The following is a 20,951-nucleotide window of genomic DNA, read 5'->3' as shown; positions in this document are numbered from 1 at the left end:
TCCTCCTTATTTAAATCGTTCAGTTTTGTACCATTTTGTTTGTGTTTGTTTATGAAAAACATTTTCTTTAATATACATCACCATGCCATAAGCGGCGACTACTAGCCACATCTGACTGTATGTAATATACATCAAGGCAATAATTAAGATATTCTCTAAAGTCATTTCGCCTTTTTCGGTCGTAATACTGACAAAAGTACTGAAAATAAATAACAAAATCGCTAACAACCATAAGGAATTGCTAAATCCTTGCAGGGTCGTTGTTAAGTAACCAGACATTGATAAAACTAACATGATGTCTGACAAAACGAGCGATGTCATTAAGAGAAAATAAATGGACAAGAAATATAAAATATCAAAACGGATCCGACTCGCTTTAGGATTAAACAATAATTTAGCATTTTTAACAATGACATAAATATTGCCTTTGACCCATCGCGTCCGTTGTCGGAACCAAACTGACAAAGTTTGTGGCTCTTGCTCCCACGTCACTGCTTTTGGTTGAAACTTAATTTTATAGCCCATCATATAGATGCGGAAACTGATTTCTGTATCTTCGGCTAACGCTTTGTCATCCCAGCCGCCAATGGCTTCAATAATACTACGACGAACAATGAAATTTGTGCCAGGAATCGTGCATAACTTAAATAATTGAAAACGACCGGCTTGTGCCATCCATTGAAAGGCCAGTGTCTCGATATTAATAAAGCGTGTCAACAAGCTTGCATTGCGATTTCTCGTTCTAAATTTACCAATAACCGCGCCGTATTCCTCACTAGCGATTAACTCTCCAACTAAATAACGGAGTGCATTCGGTTCAGGTGTATTGTCCGCATCATAAATGGCAATCACGTCCCCCTTGGCTTGCTTGAAACCAATGTTTAAGGCATTAGACTTACCTTTCCCACCTGTTATATTGTCTGTATTAATAATCTGCAAATTTCGATTAACCGCCTTTTTTTGGACGTTAGCTAAAAGCTCAGCACTATTATCACTTGAGTTGTCATTAATCACAATAATTTCATAGCGATCTTGCGGATAATTAAAATTCAATAACGCTTCAACTGTCCGCACAATGACAATTCCTTCATTATGGGCCGGCACCATAATTGAAACAAACGGCGCGTCTTCGTCCTCTACAGGTGGTGGTGCGACAGGATCTGTTTTTAAATAATAAACATAGCCAAAAATAACTAAGAGAATATTTACAATTAGTAGACTCCAAATAATGATAGTTGCTGTTAACATTACAATGTCAGCAATGGTCATTTGTCTTCCTCCTTATTAATATATTTCGACCGATAATTCTTTCGTCCAATCATAAACAAAATAATCAGGATGATTAAAGTCAGTGTCACAACGCCAATCAAAATATTGTTTGTGATACTGAAAAAGAATGAAAATAACCCTGTAAATCGTTGTTTTTCAACTGTTGAGCCCCCTGTATCAGCCAAACCATTGACAATTTGATTGTTTAAGAAGAACCGATTATTCCGAAATTCGATTTTCTGCGTTTGTGTTTGAACAGTGAAATGTTGATCCGCTTCTGAAACACTAAACACTATTGGTGCTTCCTTGACTTCTTGAATTAGATGATCCACTTCTTTTTTAGAATTTGGAAATGAAAAACTAATGGTGGTCGGCATTGGAAATCGATAGTCATTCGGATTATCTTTATCCGTCCATTCAATCCCCGATAAATAATCATAGGGTAAATCAAACAAAGCATTCTTATAAGTGATTGATTCTCCCGTTTGGTTTCGATAAAAAACGCGTTCAATCGGCGGATTTTCTCTTAGAATCACTGTATCACTAATTGCTAGACCATCCTCTTGGTATTGAAGGTCTTGATTCCAGTATCCTGGAGCAGAAATGCCTACTGGATAGACATGTCTGTCGACCAATAAACTAATCTGCTGCTCCATCAATTGTTTCAAAGCACGTTGGTCATTTAAATCAACATTGTTAACGACCGGTGTTTCTAAGAAAATAACCCCCGTCGAAGCAAACGCACGTAACGCATTCGTAAATAGTTTATAAGGTAAAATCGTATTGTTTTGTGAAACGCTCGTACTGGATAAAATATAAGGATACGTGGTTTTAACTAATTCTTCTTGCAAATAGGTTGCGACGGACATATCTCTTAACGGGTTAAAATCAGAAATCGTCAAAAACGGCCGTGACATTTTTTCACTTTCCAGCCATTGACTAATTACGTCCAAGCTTTCTAAAAAAACAGCGCCTTTGCGTTCAAACATTGGGAGAAAAGCATGCCCATTCTCAATTACACCAAATGGATATTCTTCTGGTGCTAATTCTTGTGTTTTTAATCGACCAACTGTCTGACCTTGCGTATTTTCCAGCACAACTGATTGATCTTGAAAAGGCAATACTTGAGAAAAGCGGTTTTTTTCATCTTCTAACCGATATTGACGATGACTTAATTCTTTCCATGTACCGCTAAAATATTGTTTTTCATCGTCACGCATGTTTCGACCAATGTGTAATTGTTTACCTTTAAAATGAACTCGATCTGCTAGAAAATCAGAGGCAATAACGCCGGCTTGTTCAGGCCAATTCACCATAGAAATCAAACTGTCATAGCCATCATTTAGCAATTCGCCAGGCACATAATCTGATACCGCCACACTCTGAACTTCTACTCCAAAACTCGTCAACACTCGTTGTAAAGCATCCACATCATTTTCTTTTTTCCCAGCAATATTCAAGCTGTCATAGACAAGTAAGACATGTTTACTTGGTGCAGCCAGCGTCGGTTTGGCAAAGCCACAAAAAACGAAAAAGAGTAAGAAACACACCCAGCCAATAAGATATTGTTTATTTTTCAATTCCCTCTACCTCCCCAATGACTTGTGGTGCTGTATCTTGCCACATTCGTTTACCAATAACATCAGAAACAATTTGTAACAAGAGAAAATCTAAAAATACTGAGACTAAAAACAAATGACGTACTAAGTCACTATCCCCATCAATAATAATTGTTGAAATGAAAACAACTAATAAATTTAGATAAATTCCTGTCATTAAAAAGAAGCGAAAAACTAATCTGGGTTCGTTTCTCTTGAGTCCTCTGTATAAACCAACGCCATATAAACCAAACAGAATCACGCCTAATAACAGATAGAAAGCAAAGTTTTTAGGAAAAAAACTGGCTTTAATACGGTTATACACCATAAAAAATTTAGATTGTTCCAGCGGTGCACGCCCCGTCGTTTTCTCAAAATTCCCCACATTATTCGGCTTTACTAAGTAAACATTTGGGACCGCTGAATTCAGTCCTTGCCATAATTCAGATGGATAATTTAAATAATTCAATAACACCCATCCAAAACTCGTTTTATCAAAAAAATCTTTTTTCATTTGTTCAGAAGTTGGTGATACAGGACTGTATTCTTCAAAGTAGGAACGTCCCTTTTGCAACCCATATTGCGGGTTGATTCCGCCCTCTGACATCCGTTTATCCGGAACCTTACTATCCTTCATTACACCGCGCGTCATACTGTGGTAGACATCACGTTCATAGATATCGTTAGGAACGATAAAAGCTGCTAACGTTGTAAAACCAATCAACGCAATTAAAAAGGCCGTCATTGACAATCGTTGGTAACGTTGTGACAAGTAGACAAAAAATCCTAATCCAGCAATAATTACGCCAATAATCAGCAAATATTCTTGGCGTGTTGTCCCTATTAAAAGTACTACTGCTTGTGCCAAGATAACTAAAACTATTCTTCTGAGCCAAGTTCGTGGTTTCGTCACCCGATAAAAATAGACTGAAAATGCTAAGACACTCACAGAAAGTAAAAAACTCGTCGCTTCTGTATAAAAGGAATTAAAATAAATCGTATAGGAGGTATCCCCCAAGATGAAAATAACCAACAAGGAGATAAGATAACTTTTTTTCAAAGATACGCCTTCGGTTAAGCCTCGTACCAGAATATAAATTGACACTAAAAAACAACTAAGATAAACGAAACCTAAGAAACGAATATCGAAAAGTGTTTGACTATAAAAAAGTTTATTAAGCCAAATGGCAATGGTGATGAAAAATTGTTGAGTGGAAACAAAGTGCGTCGTTGTTTCATTAAAATAACGCATAATTGAAAAGTCTTTAACAAAATAGGCCACATTGTCGTAGCTATCACCATTGACACGATAAAGACTATTTGAATTTAACACACGAAAATACTCGCCATTATCTCCCAAGCCATTAATCGGATAAACAAATAACAAAATGCTTGTCACTAACCCAATCCCTAAAACGGCCAAAAGACTTGGAGAAATATAACGACTCAACCATTTAAAAGCCGAGTTCATGTGTTTTTTGATCTTTTCCATGCTTTCACCTCATCTAGAAATCATAGGCCAAAAGAGCCATTAAGTTATTATAGGAATAGACTTGTTTCGTAACTTTATCACCAAATCCTCCATAAATCGGACTGCTTGAATCCATAATTTGAAAATTATTAAGTACTGTAATTGCCGCACGATACAACTCTTTGTCATTTTCGGCAACACCAATTAAAGCCGCTATCGCATAACTAGCTGCAGATTGATTTTTATCCACGGGCGATCCATTTAAATCATACGAGTTAAAAAGCGTTCCTTGCTGAACTTGTTTTCGCACAAAATCAATACTAGTCTGCTTCGCCATACCCACTTCACTTAAATGGACAATCGTTAATAAAGATTCAATAATATTAAGTGTTCCGTTGTTTTCGTATTTATTTGTTTGATGATTAAACTTCGTTTGATAAAGAGGTAAATCATCAGAAATATAGCCATCGTCTATTAATTGGTAATGATACTGCAAGTAGTCTGCTGAAATCCCAAATTCTTTGTATAGATAACCCAGCGTAATTAAGTCAATATAAAACAAAGAAGTTTCTGAAGACTGTTGTTTTGATTTACTATCGTAAAAATCAATTAGAATATTATCTTTCATAGAGGTTTCCATAAAACTCTTGCCTAATTTTTTAATTTCTTGATCATACTGATCTGTTTTAAAATGCCCCCCTGCTTCAATTAATGAACGAATGATCCGTAAATCATCAATCGAGGCATTGACATTGTATTTATTGCCTTGCTCGTCAATTCGGTAACTAAATTGGACGCCGTCGTAAAAGGTGTCTTTCGTCTGCTTGTAAAAATTATCAAAACGTCCCTGCGTATCAAAAGCTAAATTACGCAAATATAGACCCGAAGACTCACTTAGCAACTCATGTCCTGTGGCGACATCTTTGCGTTCAGCATCTGGTAAATAATTGGTTAAAAAGCCGCCGTCTGTTTTGAGCCGGGTTTCAATAAAAAACTTCAACAAATCTTTGCGTTCAGCGGTTTCTTTTGTGTGAAATTCATGTTTTGTTAAAAAATGTTGTTTGTCTGTCGACATTAAGCGTTGAATTTTTGGATTCACTTTTTCCACCTCTACTTTATAGGATTTTTCTCTAAACAAAAGAAAATATCCTCCCAGAAGCACCACGAATACCCCAATAAAAATCCAAAGTTTTCTCTTCATTGTTACGCCTCTTTTCCTCACTTCTTTATTGTCAGTGTACACAAAAGTACTTGTTTTTGCGAAACTTACGCTACCTCTTCAAGCGCAAGAAAAAAAGCAATCCATAAAAATAAAAGGATTGCTTTAACCGTTTCGTCGATCATTTCCTGTCATCGTAATCTCTTTTGACAGATAACGCACACGTTCCATAATTCGTCTGGCTTTTAGCGGCTCTTGTTCTCCTCGTTGCGTCACGGTTAAATGCTCTTCTAAAGCTTTTAAATCTAGATTGGAAGAGAAAAAAGTAACTAATTGTTCTTGCATTCGGTATTGCAAGATTACGCTTAAAACGTCGTCACGAATCCAACTAGTCATGGATTCCGCACCAATGTCATCAATCATTAATATAGGGGATTTTTTTACTGCATCGAGCTTTTCACCAACTTGATCGCGACCAATGGCTTGCTTCATTTCTACTGTAAATGTTGGAAAATGAACAATTGTCGTAGTAAATCCACGTTCTGCTAAAGCATTAGCCATCGCACCTAATAAGAAAGATTTTCCTACACCGAAGGGGCCTTGTAAATAGAGCCCTTTATGAAATTCTTTTGGTGTCGCAGGATATTCTCTTAAAAATTGCATTGCTTCTGCTAACGCTTTGGCTCGACCTTGAGAAGATGGATCGAAATCTCGTAAATTTGCTTCTCGGACATCTTTTGGCATGTCCATTGCCCTTACTCGATTACGAATTTCTTCTTCCTTCTGACGGGCGATTAAATCAGCCGTTGGGACATATGTTACATCAATGTAATGAAAATTCAACATTAATCTTGGCTCATAGCCGGGGGCAATCATTGCCGGATCGTTTAATTGAAATTTCTTTTTTTCTTGAACAAATTCATACAGCTTAGCATAACTTTTACGAATATCTTCATCGGTTAAACGCTCTCGGTTTGCTTGTATAAAGGCTTGAACATCTTGATCTTTCAATACTTCGTTAACTAGCTCTTCATATCGTTCATTGATGTCACGCTTCTGGATAATTTTTGACATTTCTTTTCCTACGTCTTCCATCATTGGTCACCTCCTTGGTTTAAAAATTCTTGAATTTGTCGATCTAACTCGGCTTGTTCTTCTGGGGAAAGTTTTGTTTCATCGTTTGGCTGATCGGCCCATTCTGGCAATCGCTCTTGTCGAACAGTTTGGCGTTTCCCTGAATAATTTTGTTGTCGCTGTTTTTGTTTGTTTTGGCTTTGTTTAGCCAATTCTCTGACATGTTCAATTGCTTTTTCTGGTGAATGAATGCCACTTTGTCCCCATTCATTCGCAATTCGATTCACATACTCCGCTTTTAAAGTCGGTTGTTGTTGAATATTGTAAACATAGTTAATCAAAATATTAATCACACTAGTCGGTAAGCCTGATTTAGCAACCAAATATTTCACTAATGAACGTTCTTGTGGTGTCGTATAGCCGCCTCGACTATTTTTTAAAGCTTCTAAATATTGAATAGGCGGATTCTTTTCACTATCCATAATCATTTGAATATCCAGTTCAGAAAAACCATTCATTTTTAATGCGTTATATCGATACGTTTGTTGCTCTTCCACCGTCAATTGTACTTGCTTGTTTGTCACTATGTTTGTTGGTTGTGGTTTTTTATCAGGATCAAACGCTTGATGAATCGTTCGCACTAATTCCTTAGGCAAAATTCGACTTGTATAATAGTCAAATGATTTCGAAGCAAAGTCTACCATATCTAACTCATTGATGCCATATAATTGATGAAAAACATAGACTTCTTCTTGAAAACTAGCCTCATCTTCAGGCAATTGTAAACCTAAGCGGTGCAAACCTTCCACAAAATAGTGCCAATCAAAAGAATCTGTTGATACAGAAATTTTCTTCGCTTTTTCTTGTTGAGAAAAAGTTTCTTGAATCGTTGTCAATCGGTTCGCTTCGGAAACAATTTGTTCTTCTTTAAAGGCATAAACCTCTTGAAAGCTAGCGGAAACATTTTGATAGCCCTCTGTTTTGGTAGGATGCGGTTGGAACTTTTGCACTAATTGATCAAATTTCCGTTGTCCAACCCGATTAAATAACACTAAAGCTAACACTTCATCTTTAAAAAAACGAGCGGCTGTTTCAGGTGCTTTTAAATAATATAAATAACAATCTCCTAATTCCCGATCTGTTTTTTTATACGTTTCTAGCAACCCAATGCCTTCTAATTTGTAGCAAGCTTCTTCTAATTGTTGACAACTCAAGTCCAGCAAACTAATTAAATCTGCATGAAACAGCGAGCCATTCTCCTCTGAATCTGTTGTTTCAGATAACAAAAGCCAATATAAACTAAACGCATTGGCGCCGACAATTGGTTGATATAAAAAGGTTAAAACCTCTTTCTCTTGATCAGAAAGCGGTGAATCAATAACCGCTTGAAAAATATTTTTTGGTTGGATTCTTTGCCGATTTCCTTTCAAAGAAAGACCTCCTTTTTAATTTTCTGAGTCAGGAGAAGAAGATTTTGCTTTGTCGACAATGTCCTGTAACTCTTTCAAAAACACGCTCATATCTTTGAATTGTCGATAAACACTCGCAAAGCGGATGTAGGCAATTTCATCTAGATTGACTAAATCTTCCATCACATATTCACCGATAAGCGTTGTAGAGACTTCATTTTCCCCTAAACTACGCACTCGATTTTCAACATTATCGACAATTTGAACCATTTGTTCCATAGCAACAGGTCTTTTTTCCGCAGAGCGAATGAGCCCACGCAAAATTTTATCACGATTAAATTCTTCACGATCCCCATTTTTCTTGATTACAAGTAATGGCGCCGCTTCAATTCTTTCAAATGTAGTGAACCGATAACTGCAATTTTCACATTCACGACGACGGCGAATTGCACGTCCATCATCTGCTTGACGGCTATCAATAACACGGGAATTATTATGATGACATCTTGGACAACGCATAACGTTCACCTCTTCTATTCTGTATAATTTTTGTTGCCTATATTATAACATGAAATTGCGCTATTACTAGGTCTTTAGAACTGGTTCTTAGTTGAATCTTTGCCATTCTTTAATAAAAACAAAGACTTTCACTGTTTTTTCTGAAATTTTCAAAACATTTTACGCCATTTAAAAAATATTCACTTCTTTCCAGTTTGTTTCTCTAGCCACTTCTTCACTTGCTGTTCCGTTTCTTCTCTAGTTCCTTGGTTATCAAACACGATATCTGCTCGTTCTTTTTTCATTTCAATCGGCCATTGGCTAGCAATTCGTTGTTGCGCTTCTTCTTCTGTTAATTGGTTTCGGGCCATCAGACGCTCTTTTTGAATCTTTTCTGGTACATATACCACAGCAACTTGATCCATGATCGCCTCATAATGAGCTTCATAAAGCAGAGGAATATCAACAATAACCAGGGCGGCTTTCTTTTTAGCTTCTTCAATTTGACGTAAAATTTCTTTTCTTAAAAAAGGTTTCAGCGTTTCATTTAACAGCTCTCTTTTTTGAGGACTAGCGAAAATTAATTGTCCTAACTTTTTCCGATCCAATTCACCAGTTGTTAATACTATTTCTGGTCCGAAAGTTTCAACGATTGCGGCTAAGGCTGGTTGCCCTTTTGCAACAATTTCTCGGGCGATAATGTCGCCGTCAACAATTGGATAACCCGCTTTTTTAAAAAGAGCAACAACCGTACTTTTACCTGTCGCAATCCCTCCTGTAATGCCTAAAACTTTTGTCATTTCAATCGACGACCTTTCAATTGTTGGCATTGTGGACAATAATGCGTACCACGTTGTGCCACTTTTGTTTTAACAATTGGCGTACCACAACGATTGCAAGGTAAGCCTGTTTGCCCATAGACATTCAACGCTACTTGAAAAGTCCCTGCTTCTCCTAACGCGTTTAGATAGGTGCGGATGGTGGTTCCACCTGCTTCAACAGCGCGTGCCAAGACGTCAATGATTGCTTGATACAACGTAGCAACTTCCGCAGGTTTTAAGGAATCTGCTGGTTGTTCTGGATGGATTTGCGCTTGCCAAAGTGCTTCATCTACATAAATATTCCCCAAGCCCGTCACTAGCTTTTGATCTAACAGTAATGGCTTAATTGCCTTATGATGCTTTTTCAATCCTTGTTGAAAAGCAGCTAATTGAAAAACGTCTGGTGTTGGCTCTGGGCCCAAAGCTAAAATCCCTTTATATTGATGACCTTGATTCTTAGGAACCAATGTCATACGGCCAAATTTCCGTACATCTAAATAACGTAATTGCGTGCCATCTGTAAAAGTAAACATTACATGGGTATGTTTGGCAATTTCATCATCAGCCTGATGAAACTCATATTTTCCTTCCATCCGTAAGTGAGAAATCATATCATTATCAGACAATTTAAAAATCAGAAATTTTCCTCTTCGCTCAATCCCTTCAATCGTTTGACCAGCTAATTGACCTTGAAATACATCAACTTCTGGTGATTCAATAATTCTTGGCCAAAAAACAATGACTTCTTGAATGGTTTTTCCTACAACAAGTTTTTCAAGTCCTTTTCGCACTGTTTCTACTTCTGGTAATTCTGGCATTATTTTTGCTCCTTTATATAAAGAGGTCTGAACGCTTAGATATCAACGTCCAGATCCTACTTATCCTTATTTTATTCATCGTTCTTAATGGGTAAGCTATTATTTTGCTTCATACCATGTTTTTCCCCAACTGCTATCGGTGATAAGTGGCACATGTAAGGAAACTGCGTGCTCCATCACTTCTTTGACGAGTTGATTTAATTGTTCTAATTCTGATTCTGGTACTTCAAAAACTAATTCATCGTGCACTTGTAATAACATTGTCGCTTGTAATTTTTCTTCTTTTAAACGACGCGCCATTTCAATCATCGCAATTTTTAAAATATCTGCGGCACTTCCCTGAATCGGTGTATTAATCGCTGTACGTTCAGCGAACGAACGTAGATTAAAGTTTCTTGAATTAATATCACTTAAATAACGACGGCGATGATACAATGTTTCCACATAGCCTTTGTCTTTGGCATCGCGGACTATCTCTTCCATATACTGCTTCACGCCTGGATATTTTTCAAAATAGGTGTCAATATATTGTTGTGCTTGCTTCCTAGTAATGCCTAAGTTTTGGGACAAGCCATAATCACTGATACCATAGACAATTCCAAAATTCACTGCTTTAGCTTGACGACGCATGTTAGGTGTGACATCTTCTGCTTTTTCAACACCGAAAACTCGCATTGCAGTGCTGGCATGGATATCTTGTCCTTCCACAAACGCTTCTTTTAAATGCTCATCATTAGAAATATGCGCGAGCACACGTAACTCAATTTGAGAGTAATCAGAAGAGAAAATCAACCAATTATCCTCTCTTGGTACGAAGGCTTCTCTAATTTTTCGGCCTTCTTCTAAACGGATAGGAATGTTTTGTAAATTGGGATCTACTGAGCTTAATCGTCCTGTTTGTGTCAGTGTTTGTACATACCGAGTATGAATTTTATTATCTGGCTGAATTACTTTTAAGAGTCCTTCAACATAGGTCGATTGAATTTTGGCAATTTGACGATAAGTTAAAATATCTGCCACAATTGGTGCTTGTTCTTTTAGTTGTTCTAAAACATCTACCGCTGTTGAATAGCCGGTTTTCGTCTTTTTGATCACAGGTAAGCCCATTTTTTCAAATAAAATAACGCCTAATTGTTTAGGTGAATTCAAATTAAATTCTTCGCCAGCTTCTGCATAGATTTTTTCTTCGATTTCTTTCAGACGTTCTGAAAATTCTACTTGCATTTCTTTTAAGCGCGTGGCATCAACACGGATACCAGTTATTTCCATATCGCCTAAAATACGAGAAAGTGGTAATTCCATTTTATAGAATAAATCAGCTTGATTCTTTTCTGTTAATTCGCTATCTAATTTGCTTGTTAAAAATTGAATTGCTTTAATCTTACGTGCTAAATGACCAAAGAAAACTTCTTCGTCCTCTGGCAAGCCTTTTTTGGCCCCTTTTCCATAAATCGCTTCATCAGATTGAATCGCATCATATCCGTAATGTTGTGCTACGCCTTCAATATCAGCGTTATTGTCATTGGTATCAAGTAAATAAGCAGCCAATAAAACATCAAAGGCAATTCCTGTCATTTTTCCTACATAGCGATTTAGTGCAACGTACGTCCGTTTTGCATCATAGACATTTTTTTTACGTGTCTCATCCATCAACCAGTCGATAAATGGCTGACTTTCAAAAACAGCTAAATTATTCGTGGTATAAATCTTCTTGTTATTGCCCCAAGCAAGGCCGACAATCGGTGACGTATGATAGTTATCTGCCATCATCTCAACATAAAGAGCCATATCGTCTGTAAACATTTCATTGGTTAACTGATCTTCAACTACTTCAAATAAAATATCTTCCATTTCAACAGGTTCTTCTGTAATGTCCAACTTAGCTAAAAATTGTTTAAAGTCCATTTCTTTATAAAAAGGAACCAATTTTTCTAAGTTCTTCCCTTCATATGCCAAGTCTTCCACATTGACTTCGACTGGTGCATTGACTTCAATTGTCGCTAAACGTTTAGAAAGAAAGGCTTGCTCTTTATCATTAATCAAGTTTTCTTTCATTTTGCTTTTTTTCATTTCATCGATATTCTCATAAACCCCTTCAACTGAGCCATATTGTTTTAACAGCTTAATCGCGGTTTTCTCACCGATTTTCGTTACACCTGGAATGTTATCCGACGTGTCGCCAGCCAACCCTTTCATATCAATAATTTGCTTAGGCGTTAACCCATCATATTTTTCAGCAATATGCTCAGGCGTATATGATTCAATATCGCTAACTCCTTTAACAGTGATATCTACTTTGACAGTGTCCGTCGCTAATTGTGTCAAATCTCGGTCCCCTGATAACACGACAACATCAAATTCATCTTTATCAACTTTGTTGGCTAATGTACCAATAATATCATCTGCTTCATAGTTAGGTAGTTCATAATATTTTACGCCTAAACCTTCTAAAAGTTCACGAATATACGGCATTTGTTCTTTAAATTCCCCCGGTGTTTTTGAACGTCCGGCTTTATATTCTGAATAAAATTCTGTTCTGAATGTGGTTTTCCCTGCATCAAAAGCGACTAAAACATGAGTAGGCATTTCTTTTTGCATTACATTTTCAAACATATTGTTAAATGCATAAATAGCATTTGTATGCAAGCCGTTCTTATTTTTGAATCGTTCTAATGAGTTATGTAGCGCAAAAAATGCACGAAAGGCTACACTGTTTCCATCAACGAGTAATAATTTTTTTTTGGTCATTTTTTTCCCCTCATCTTTAGCAAACTAGTTTCCTTTCTATTTTAACAAAAAACTACAGAATTTGCAGTAGACGGCGATTGCAGAATGAAAGAAAAAGGTATTTGACATAGTTCCTTAGTGACAACTATATCAAATACCAAAATCAATCAGCAATACACGCTGGATCTTCACAAGTATGAGAATCTTTTTTACGGCAAAACATTTCCCGCTGCACGATAAATATCGTACCAATCTTCGCGACTAATCACAATGTCTGCTGCTTTAGCAATTTCTTCAATTCTACCAAGATTCATACTTCCTGCGATGACTTGCATATTAGCAGGGTGGCGCAGAATCCAGCTGCTGGCTAAGCCAGTTGGCGTTGTTTGATATTTTTCAGCCAATTCGCTTAATTTTTGATTTAACACAGGGAATTTTTCATTTCCAATAAAGACACCTTCAAAATAACCATATTGGTACGGTGACCATGCTTGAATAGTCATTTGTTTCAACCGTGAATAATCTAAAATACCATGATCATAATCAATGCTTCCTGATATTTCCATATTTGTTTGTAAGCCTTGATCCACCATGCCAGTATGCTTGATGCCAAATTGTAATTGATTGGCTAATAATGGTTGTTTAACAGCTGTTTTTAAAAGTTCAATTTGTCCTGGCGTTTGGTTACTTACACCAAAATAGCGAACTTTCCCTTGTTTTTCTAATAAATGAAAAGCCTCAGCTACTTCTTCTGGTTCCACTAAAGTATCTGGACGATGCAATAATAATGCATCGACTGAATCTACACCTAAACGCTGTAAACTACCTTCGACCGCTTCTAAAATATGAGCTTTTGAAAAGTCAAAAAAGCCTTGACGAATCCCACATTTTGTTTGTATAAAAATATCTTCACGACGAATGGTACTTTCTTTTAAGGCCTTACCAAAAATGGTTTCGCAGTCGCCGCCACCATAAATGTCGGCGTGATCAAAAAATGTAATGCCATGATCATAAGCAGTTTCAATTACCTGTTGAGGATTTTCAGCACCATTTAAGCGCATACATCCTAAGATAACCGAAGAAACTGTTTCGTCACTTGTACCAAATTGCAGTTGTTTCATTTTAATATCCTCCTCATCCATTCCTCTTACTTCTTCATTTTAACACTATTTAGACAAAATTGGACTTCTTACGGTAGATTCGCTTCGACTTTTTCAAAAAAAGCAGAAGATAATTCCTCTGGCAAATAAACAACTGTCTCAGAAGAAAGCGCTACGTTCATCTGAAACAAATGATTGACGATTACTAGATGTGCTTGGTGAAGTTGATACGTTGGTTTTCCATAAATAATTGTAATATTCTTTTTTTCACTGAAATAGCTTTTTATAGATTGTCCCAACGCTTGTTCCTTTTCTGGAGGAAAGTCCGTCAATAGGCAAATAATATATTTTTTTTCATATAAAATCGGGTCAAATAAATCTAGGATGTGATAAAAATAGCAACTCGTCAATTCCCGTTCTTTTACTGAAGTAAAGACTGGATATAGGCGTTTTAAAAGCCTAATAAGTTTTTGTAATCTGTGCCAGGTTTGTTGATAACGAGCAGCAAGTGTTTGTTCCTGTTTATGAGCTGGCAACCATGCTTGTCCGTCTAATAAACTATTCATATGCGTACTTAAAAATCGACATAAATGAATTTCTTGATAATTAAAATGATGTTGTGTAAAATTTCTCCTAATTTCTTTCATAATAAAAATAGCTGTTTTTAAGCATAAACTTTCTATTTTCATTTGCTCATGAATAAAATACTTTCGCGCTCTCTTGCCAAAACAACCACCAAAATGTGCTTCAAGAATCACAAATAACGCTTTTTGTTCTTTAAGAGACATAAAAGAAGTGCTCAACACTTCCACACGAAATAAATAAAAAAAAGCACTTGTTTGTTGAAATAAATTAGCATTTGGCACTGAAATTTCATGCCCGCCTCTATATCGTTTCTCCCAAATATAAATTAGCCAACTAAGATGATTCTGTTGTGCTACATTTAAATCCAACTCAAAAAAGGTAATGATTTTCCGAGTCATTTCTCTGTTTTCTTCCAGACAGCTTTCTTGAAAAAACAAATAAAAACAAAGGATTAACTGTCGAATTTGCCATTCATTGCCAGTTAAATCGTAATGTTTTTGACGTACAATAATATCAAAATTAACTAGCCAACGTCGAATATTAGAAAGTTTCTTCCGAAGAGTTGATTCCTGTAATCCCAATACCTGGGTCAATTGCGCATAATTGATTCGCTCTTCAATTAGACAACGTAAAATATAAAATTCGGGAATAAAATAACAAAATTTTTGTCTAAATCGAGCCAAGCCACAAACGCATAATTCACGATATTTTACAATTCCTTTGGTCGTTGTATAAATCTTACAAAGCCCTTCTATCTTAAACGTTTCCTGCTTTTTTTCAAAACGTTGAATGTAACAATGGATGGTTTTGTCGCTCACCTTTAGTTTTTCTGCAGCCATCAAAACAGAAAATGTCTGCTCTTGTTGCAGTAAATCCAACAATTCCAACATATTTTTATGTTCAAAAGACAATAATTCCTTGAAATCCATATATCGTCCCCTTTCACTCCCTTGTTATAAGAATACGTCAAATAAGGCAAAAATTTTTTTAAGAAGAAAAAAATAGAGAACAAAAAGTATTGATTACTTTCCGCTCTCTACAATTATATCGAATTATTTTTTTGAAATATGCAGTGTCATAGCATTTGCTGCTACAATAATTGTACTTAATGACATCAAGACAGCACCTACAGCTGGATTTAAAACAATCCCAATTGGTGCAAGAACCCCAGCCGCTAAAGGAATGGCGACAATATTGTACCCAGCTCCCCACCAAAGATTTTGGATCATTTTACGTCGTGTTTGTTTGGCTAAATCTAAGAACCTTAAAATATCTTTAGGATCACTATCCGTCAGTACAACATCTGCCGAATCAATCGCTACATCTGTACCAGCGCCTATCGCAATGCCGATTGAAGCACGGGCTAAACTTGGTGCATCGTTAATACCGTCTCCTACCATCATGACCTGATGCCCCTCAGTAAGATACTGTTGCACAATTTTTTCTTTATCTTCTGGTAAGAGCTCTGCGTAGTATTCCTTCATTCCTAAATAATTAGCAACTGCACTGGCAGCTGTTTGATTATCCCCTGTTAACATGACTGGCGTAATTCCTTGCGCTTGTAACTCTGCAATAAATGTTTTAGCTTCTGGTTTGACTTTATCTCCTAAAGCAAGCAGTGCGACTAATTGACCAGCGATGATTAAATAGCTCAAGGTATTTCCTTGCTCTTGATAGTTTGTTTTAATTGTTTCATCGAAGGTTAACTGTAACCGTGCAACTTCTTTTTCATTGACTATTTTGACTTCTTGGTTTTGAACAGTAGCAACCAGTCCTACGCCTGATAAAGCTTGCAGATTATGGGCTTCATAAGGTTGAACGGCTTGTTTATTTAAATAGTTCATGATTCCAATTGCCAACGGATGATTTGCATTTTTTTCCAATGCCCCAATATATTTAAGTGCTTCTTCTCTAGTAAACTGCTTACTCATTAATTCTAAGCCAGTAACTGTAAATTGTCCTTCTGTTAAAGTTCCAGTTTTATCCAGCAACACATATTCAACCTTATTGGCTTGTTCTAATGCATTCCGATTTTTTAAAAGTAAGCCATTTTTAGCAGCAATGGAGGTACTTCTAGCAATCACTAAAGGAATTGCTAAGCCTAACGCATGGGGACAGGCAATAATAAAAACTGTAACCATTCGTTCAAATGCTAGAGACAAATCTTTCGTTACGAGTAACCAACCGATAAATGCTAACACACCTACGAATAAGGCAATATAGAATAACCACTTGGCTACACGGTCTGAAATGGATTCTAGTTTTGATTTTTCCGATTGCGCTTGTTTAACCATCTCCATAACTTTTGACAGGTAACTATTTTCACCCGTGCCAGTTACCGAAATTTCAATCATTCCGTTGCCATTGACAGCTCCACCAATCACGGAGTCACCAATGTTTTTTTCTACTGTTTTTGATTCCCCTGTAACCATCGATTCGTCGACTGTTGTACTTCCTTTCAAAATTTTACCATCTGTCGGAATTTTATCTCCCGAACGAACAATCAAGCGATCGCCTTCTTGGACATCTTGCAAAGGAATTTCTTCTTCCCCATGTTCAGTCATTCGCTTGACTGTGTCAGGCAACAGTTCAGCCATTTTTTTCAAGGCATCACCAGCATTAGAAATAGCATTCATTTCAATCCAATGACCTAAAAGCATAATAACAATCAGAGTGGCTAATTCCCAGAAAAAGTCCATCACGTGGGCCTGATTCGTAAAATGATTCATGTAAAACGCATATAAGCTGTAAAAATATGATACCGAAATCCCCATCGCAATTAACGTCATCATTGCTGGACTCTTTTGCTGTAATTCCATTTTAGCGCCACTTAAAAATGGTTGTCCACCATAAAAAAATAGCACAGTTGCTAAAATTAAGACCAACCAATCAGAACCTGGAAAAGTAAATTGAAAAGGTAATTGAAAACCCATCATTGGTGAAAGAACAATAATCGGAATAGCTAAAATCAATGACAGCCAGAATTTTTGTTTAAAATTCCCCATATGCATTGAATGGTCCATTCCCTTCATTCCTTCATGTTGGTGTGACATAGCCATTTGTTCATGCGCCATGTCATGATTCATGTGATTCATTTTATCGTGGGACATTGTTGGCTGTTTTTCCTGATGTTGTTCATGATTATGTTTTGCTGACATATGATCCCTTCTCTTCTTAAGTATTTTCATCTTAAGCATAGCACAAGATGAAAATTGTTAGAAATAATTACTTTTTTTAGTTTAGAAAAAAAAAGAGCTGAATTTTGCGTATGTATATTTTAAGAACACCTTATCCTCATATTTATTACAAAAGGAGTGTTTCAATGAAAATTACTACAAAGCAAGTCGGGGCACGCATGCGTGAAGCTCGAAAAAAGAAGAAGTACACTTTACGTTATTTAGCCAATAAAATTGGTTTATCTAGTGGAAGTACAATTAGTAACTGGGAATTAGGTTTGAATTTACCCAATAAACGATACTTAAAAAAAATCGCTAAAGCCTGTGACACAACAGTAGATTGGCTACTTTATGGTGATTTTGATCGATTTGTGCGCCAGCTATTAAAAGAAAATTTTCAAAATAAACAACTACTAAAACCACCTTTTTTTACTCAGTTGATGGTACGTTTATCTGAAGAACATCTATCCTATCACGATTCATTAAAAATTATGATTCAAGCGCAAAAGTTACAGCAGTCCTTTTATGCTTTTCCTTTAACAGTAGAAGCCCCCTCTCATTCCCAAGAGAGTATTTCTATTTATGAACCAACAACTGCAGAAGAACAGTCTGACCAATCTTATTATCATCCGTTTATTTTGTCAGAACTCCATGAATTATTTACACATTCTCAAAATCCAGAATTGGATTATTCTCTGATTATCGCTTTTCTTCCTTTGTTAAAAGTAGATCAATTAACTGAACCACAAAAAGAAGTCTTACTGGCCATCTTTAAGCGAATGAATTCCTTTAAAGACCAAACACTTTTAAATGAATTCTTTGTGGAATTACAGTATTTACTCTGATTCTACAAAAAAGATTGAGCCATGTATCTCAAGGACTTAGGCTCAATCTTTTAGTTAAATTTCTTCTATTTATGAACGATTCTTTCGTTCAACTAAGTGCGTTTTCCGTTGTGGACCAATGATTAAAGGAACGGATTCATATTTGACTTCACTGTATTCCAAGCCAAACCAACTTTCAGGAGAGGTAGTTAAGTTTTTGATAGCTAATTTTGCCTGCATAATTTGTCGATCCCATTTTTTCAGTTCAGAAACGTTAGATAATTCTTCTTGAATTAATACAAATTGGAAATCGCCAACTTCTCTTCCTGGCGTTAATGAATAACGTTGTGGCTGTTTTGGCAAGCGGCCTGTTTTCATCAAGTCATGAACAATTTGTCTTAAATATACATTCACTTCTTGAGAAATATGGAAGCCTAAATATAGCTGAACTTGCACAATAAAATCAGTCCCTAACATATCAACAGAATATTCTTGAGTAAAGGGTTCATCTGTTACCTGAACATTAACAAACCAATAAACATTCGCTCGTTTTGGTTGTTTGTCCAAAATCGAATAAATAATATTACGATTAATTTCGCCATCCACTCGATCGGAGGTTAAAAAGACCACGTTGGTTTGATACATTGGTACAGATGTATCTTCTTTCAAAGCTTTAAGTTGTGGTACATATTTTTCCAACGACACTTGTTCCGCCGTTGCTTCTTTAATCTCGTTGCCGCGTTCCCAAATAATCATGATGCATAACAAGAAGACTGCCATTCCCACAGCAACATATCCACCATGGAAAAACTTCGCAGCACTTGAAAAGAAAAAGACAACTTCAATGGCAGCAAAGAACAAGGAAATTAGATACGCAGACCAAGCTGGAATTTTATCCAAAAGATAAAACAATAATAAAATGGTTGTCATTAACATCGTAATCGTAATCGATAGACCATACGCAGCTTCCATGTGTGTCGATGTTCTAAAAGCCAGCACGATTGCTGAACAAGCTAACCACAAAATTAAATTTACCGCTGGAATATACATTTGACCGATATTGCTCCCAGGATAAATAATTTTAAGTCTTGGTAATAACTTCAATTTAATCGCTTCAGAAACTAAAGTATACGAACCTGATATTAACGCTTGCGAAGCAATCACTGCGGCGATTGTTGCAAAAACAACGCCAAATACGAGAATACCTCGTGGAATCATTTGGAAAAATGGGTTAATTTCAGCTAATGCCTGCATTTCAGGGTTTTCTTTGACCGTTAACAACCACGCAGCTTGCCCTAAATAATTAAGAATCAAACAAATCTTAATATACGGCCAGCTAATGCGGATATTCATTTTTCCTACATGCCCTAAATCAGAATATAAAGCTTCAGCACCAGTTGTAGCCAAGAAAATATTCCCTAAAATAAATAGACCTAATTTATTTTCTGGACTGACTAGTAATTGCAAAGCATAATATGGATTTAATGCACGAATAACCGTCCAATCTTGGCTAAAATTCATTAAACCAATGATGCCTAAAAAAGTAAACCACAAGAACATAATCGGCCCAAAAGCTTTCCCGACCAATTCTGTTCCAAATCGTTGAACAGAAAAAAGAATTAAAATAATCGTCAACGTAATAACCACTATAATCGTTTGGTCATTGCCAAAACGTTCAAAAAATGCTGGAATCCCCCGTAAGCCTTCAATCGCTGTCGTCACTGTCACAGCCGGGGTCAAAACGCCATCAGCCAGTAAAGCGGCGCCGCCAATCATTGCGGGAATAATCAAATACTTACTTTTTTTACGAACCAATGTATAAAGAGAGAAAATCCCACCTTCTCCATGGTTATCAGCATTTAAAGCAATAACAACATATTTAATCGTGGTTAAGATAGTCAATGTCCAAAAAATTAACGAGACCGAACCTAAAATAAACGATTCAGAAACCCGTGCCAAGCCACCATTATCTCCTACAATGGCTTTCATTACATATAAAGGGCTCGTTCCAATATCTCCATAGACAACGCCCATGGCAACTAAGATCCCTGCCATCGTAAATTTCCGACGATCAAACCCCTCTGCTTTGTGTAACACAATACTTTCCTCCTACAAAAGAAATGACTTCGTTTAGTTTAACCAACAGCTCCATAAAAACTTTTAAAACTCTTTATTATATAACGTTTTATATATCTTTTTCATTAGTCAAAAAGCGCTTTTTGACTAACGATGCTACTCACTATAATACGTTTTAAATCGTTTAGCAAGTCTTTTTATTAGAGAATGTTCATCTTAGATAAGAAACCCACCTATTTTGAAAAAAGGAAAATCAAAAATAAGTGGGGCAGCAGTCGAAACGACTGCTGCCCCACTTGCTAACTATTAAGATAATTTTCTGAACAAAAGTAGCTTCTTTTATTCC

The 20,951-nt window shown here is 36.4% G+C and carries 15 protein-coding genes; 1 reads left to right on the top strand and 14 read right to left on the bottom strand.

From position 1 onward, the window contains the following. Window positions 1–6 precede the first annotated feature (6 nt). The 13 genes from IGK86_RS03405 to IGK86_RS03345 form a co-directional block, all read right to left on the bottom strand. Window positions 7–1,269, bottom strand: coding sequence for a glycosyltransferase (locus tag IGK86_RS03405; RefSeq protein WP_002355764.1), 1,263 nt, complete (start codon window positions 1,267–1,269; stop codon window positions 7–9). Beyond that, on the bottom strand, window positions 1,266–2,849 hold the full coding sequence (locus tag IGK86_RS03400; protein ID WP_016616498.1) for a hypothetical protein: 1,584 nt from the start codon (window positions 2,847–2,849) through the stop codon (window positions 1,266–1,268). The genes IGK86_RS03405 and IGK86_RS03400 overlap by 4 nt, the downstream gene beginning before the upstream one ends. Next, the gene (gene wsfD, locus IGK86_RS03395; protein WP_016616499.1) at window positions 2,839–4,359 is read right to left on the bottom strand and encodes a glycan biosynthesis hexose transferase WsfD; all 1,521 of its coding nucleotides are present in this window, start codon (window positions 4,357–4,359) and stop codon (window positions 2,839–2,841) included. Before wsfD ends, IGK86_RS03400 begins: the two co-directional genes overlap by 11 nt. A 13-nt stretch (window positions 4,360–4,372) precedes the next feature. Next, entirely contained in the window at window positions 4,373–5,581 is a 1,209-nt protein-coding gene (locus IGK86_RS03390; RefSeq protein ID WP_002390400.1) for a hypothetical protein, read from the bottom strand. An 81-nt stretch (window positions 5,582–5,662) separates the two neighbouring features. Then, window positions 5,663–6,592: a primosomal protein DnaI gene (gene dnaI, locus IGK86_RS03385; RefSeq protein ID WP_002355760.1), complete on the bottom strand. Its 930-nt coding sequence runs from the start codon at window positions 6,590–6,592 to the stop codon at window positions 5,663–5,665. Beyond that, on the bottom strand, window positions 6,592–8,001 hold the full coding sequence (locus tag IGK86_RS03380) for a replication initiation and membrane attachment family protein (RefSeq protein WP_010713833.1): 1,410 nt from the start codon (window positions 7,999–8,001) through the stop codon (window positions 6,592–6,594). Before IGK86_RS03380 ends, dnaI begins: the two co-directional genes overlap by 1 nt. Before the next feature lie 15 nt (window positions 8,002–8,016). Then, window positions 8,017–8,499 carry a transcriptional regulator NrdR gene (gene nrdR / locus IGK86_RS03375; protein WP_002381296.1) on the bottom strand — a complete coding sequence of 161 codons (483 nt, stop codon included), beginning with the start codon at window positions 8,497–8,499 and terminating at the stop codon, window positions 8,017–8,019. A 179-nt stretch (window positions 8,500–8,678) separates the two neighbouring features. Further along, window positions 8,679–9,278 (bottom strand): dephospho-CoA kinase, encoded by a 600-nt coding sequence (coaE, locus tag IGK86_RS03370; RefSeq protein ID WP_010713834.1) that lies wholly within the window; start codon window positions 9,276–9,278, stop codon window positions 8,679–8,681. Beyond that, complete coding sequence (gene mutM, locus IGK86_RS03365) at window positions 9,275–10,117, bottom strand: DNA-formamidopyrimidine glycosylase (RefSeq protein WP_010713835.1); 843 nt, start codon at window positions 10,115–10,117, stop codon at window positions 9,275–9,277. The genes coaE and mutM overlap by 4 nt, the downstream gene beginning before the upstream one ends. A gap of 99 nt (window positions 10,118–10,216) precedes the next feature. Further along, window positions 10,217–12,865: a DNA polymerase I gene (polA, locus tag IGK86_RS03360; protein ID WP_010828604.1), complete on the bottom strand. Its 2,649-nt coding sequence runs from the start codon at window positions 12,863–12,865 to the stop codon at window positions 10,217–10,219. 188 nt (window positions 12,866–13,053) lie between these two features. After that, complete coding sequence (locus IGK86_RS03355) at window positions 13,054–13,965, bottom strand: aldo/keto reductase (RefSeq protein ID WP_025193951.1); 912 nt, start codon at window positions 13,963–13,965, stop codon at window positions 13,054–13,056. A gap of 68 nt (window positions 13,966–14,033) precedes the next feature. Beyond that, a complete protein-coding gene (locus tag IGK86_RS03350) occupies window positions 14,034–15,458 on the bottom strand; it encodes a helix-turn-helix domain-containing protein (RefSeq protein ID WP_016616501.1) in 1,425 nt (474 codons plus the stop codon). 123 nt (window positions 15,459–15,581) lie between these two features. Beyond that, window positions 15,582–17,726 carry a heavy metal translocating P-type ATPase gene (locus IGK86_RS03345; RefSeq protein ID WP_002361337.1) on the bottom strand — a complete coding sequence of 715 codons (2,145 nt, stop codon included), beginning with the start codon at window positions 17,724–17,726 and terminating at the stop codon, window positions 15,582–15,584. A gap of 125 nt (window positions 17,727–17,851) precedes the next feature. On the opposite strand from IGK86_RS03345, the gene IGK86_RS03340 reads away from it, so the two are divergent. After that, the gene (locus IGK86_RS03340) at window positions 17,852–18,550 is read left to right on the top strand and encodes a helix-turn-helix domain-containing protein (protein ID WP_010828600.1); all 699 of its coding nucleotides are present in this window, start codon (window positions 17,852–17,854) and stop codon (window positions 18,548–18,550) included. Between the two features lie 69 nt (window positions 18,551–18,619). On the opposite strand, the gene IGK86_RS03335 is transcribed toward IGK86_RS03340, so the two are convergent. After that, complete coding sequence (locus IGK86_RS03335; RefSeq protein WP_002381294.1) at window positions 18,620–20,626, bottom strand: KUP/HAK/KT family potassium transporter; 2,007 nt, start codon at window positions 20,624–20,626, stop codon at window positions 18,620–18,622. Window positions 20,627–20,951: the final 325 nt, after the last annotated feature.

The organism is Enterococcus sp. DIV1206 (genome assembly GCF_051712485.1).
GTDB classification, from domain to species: Bacteria; Bacillota; Bacilli; order Lactobacillales; family Enterococcaceae; genus Enterococcus; species Enterococcus faecalis.
This window is presented reverse-complemented; position numbering and strand designations above follow the sequence as displayed.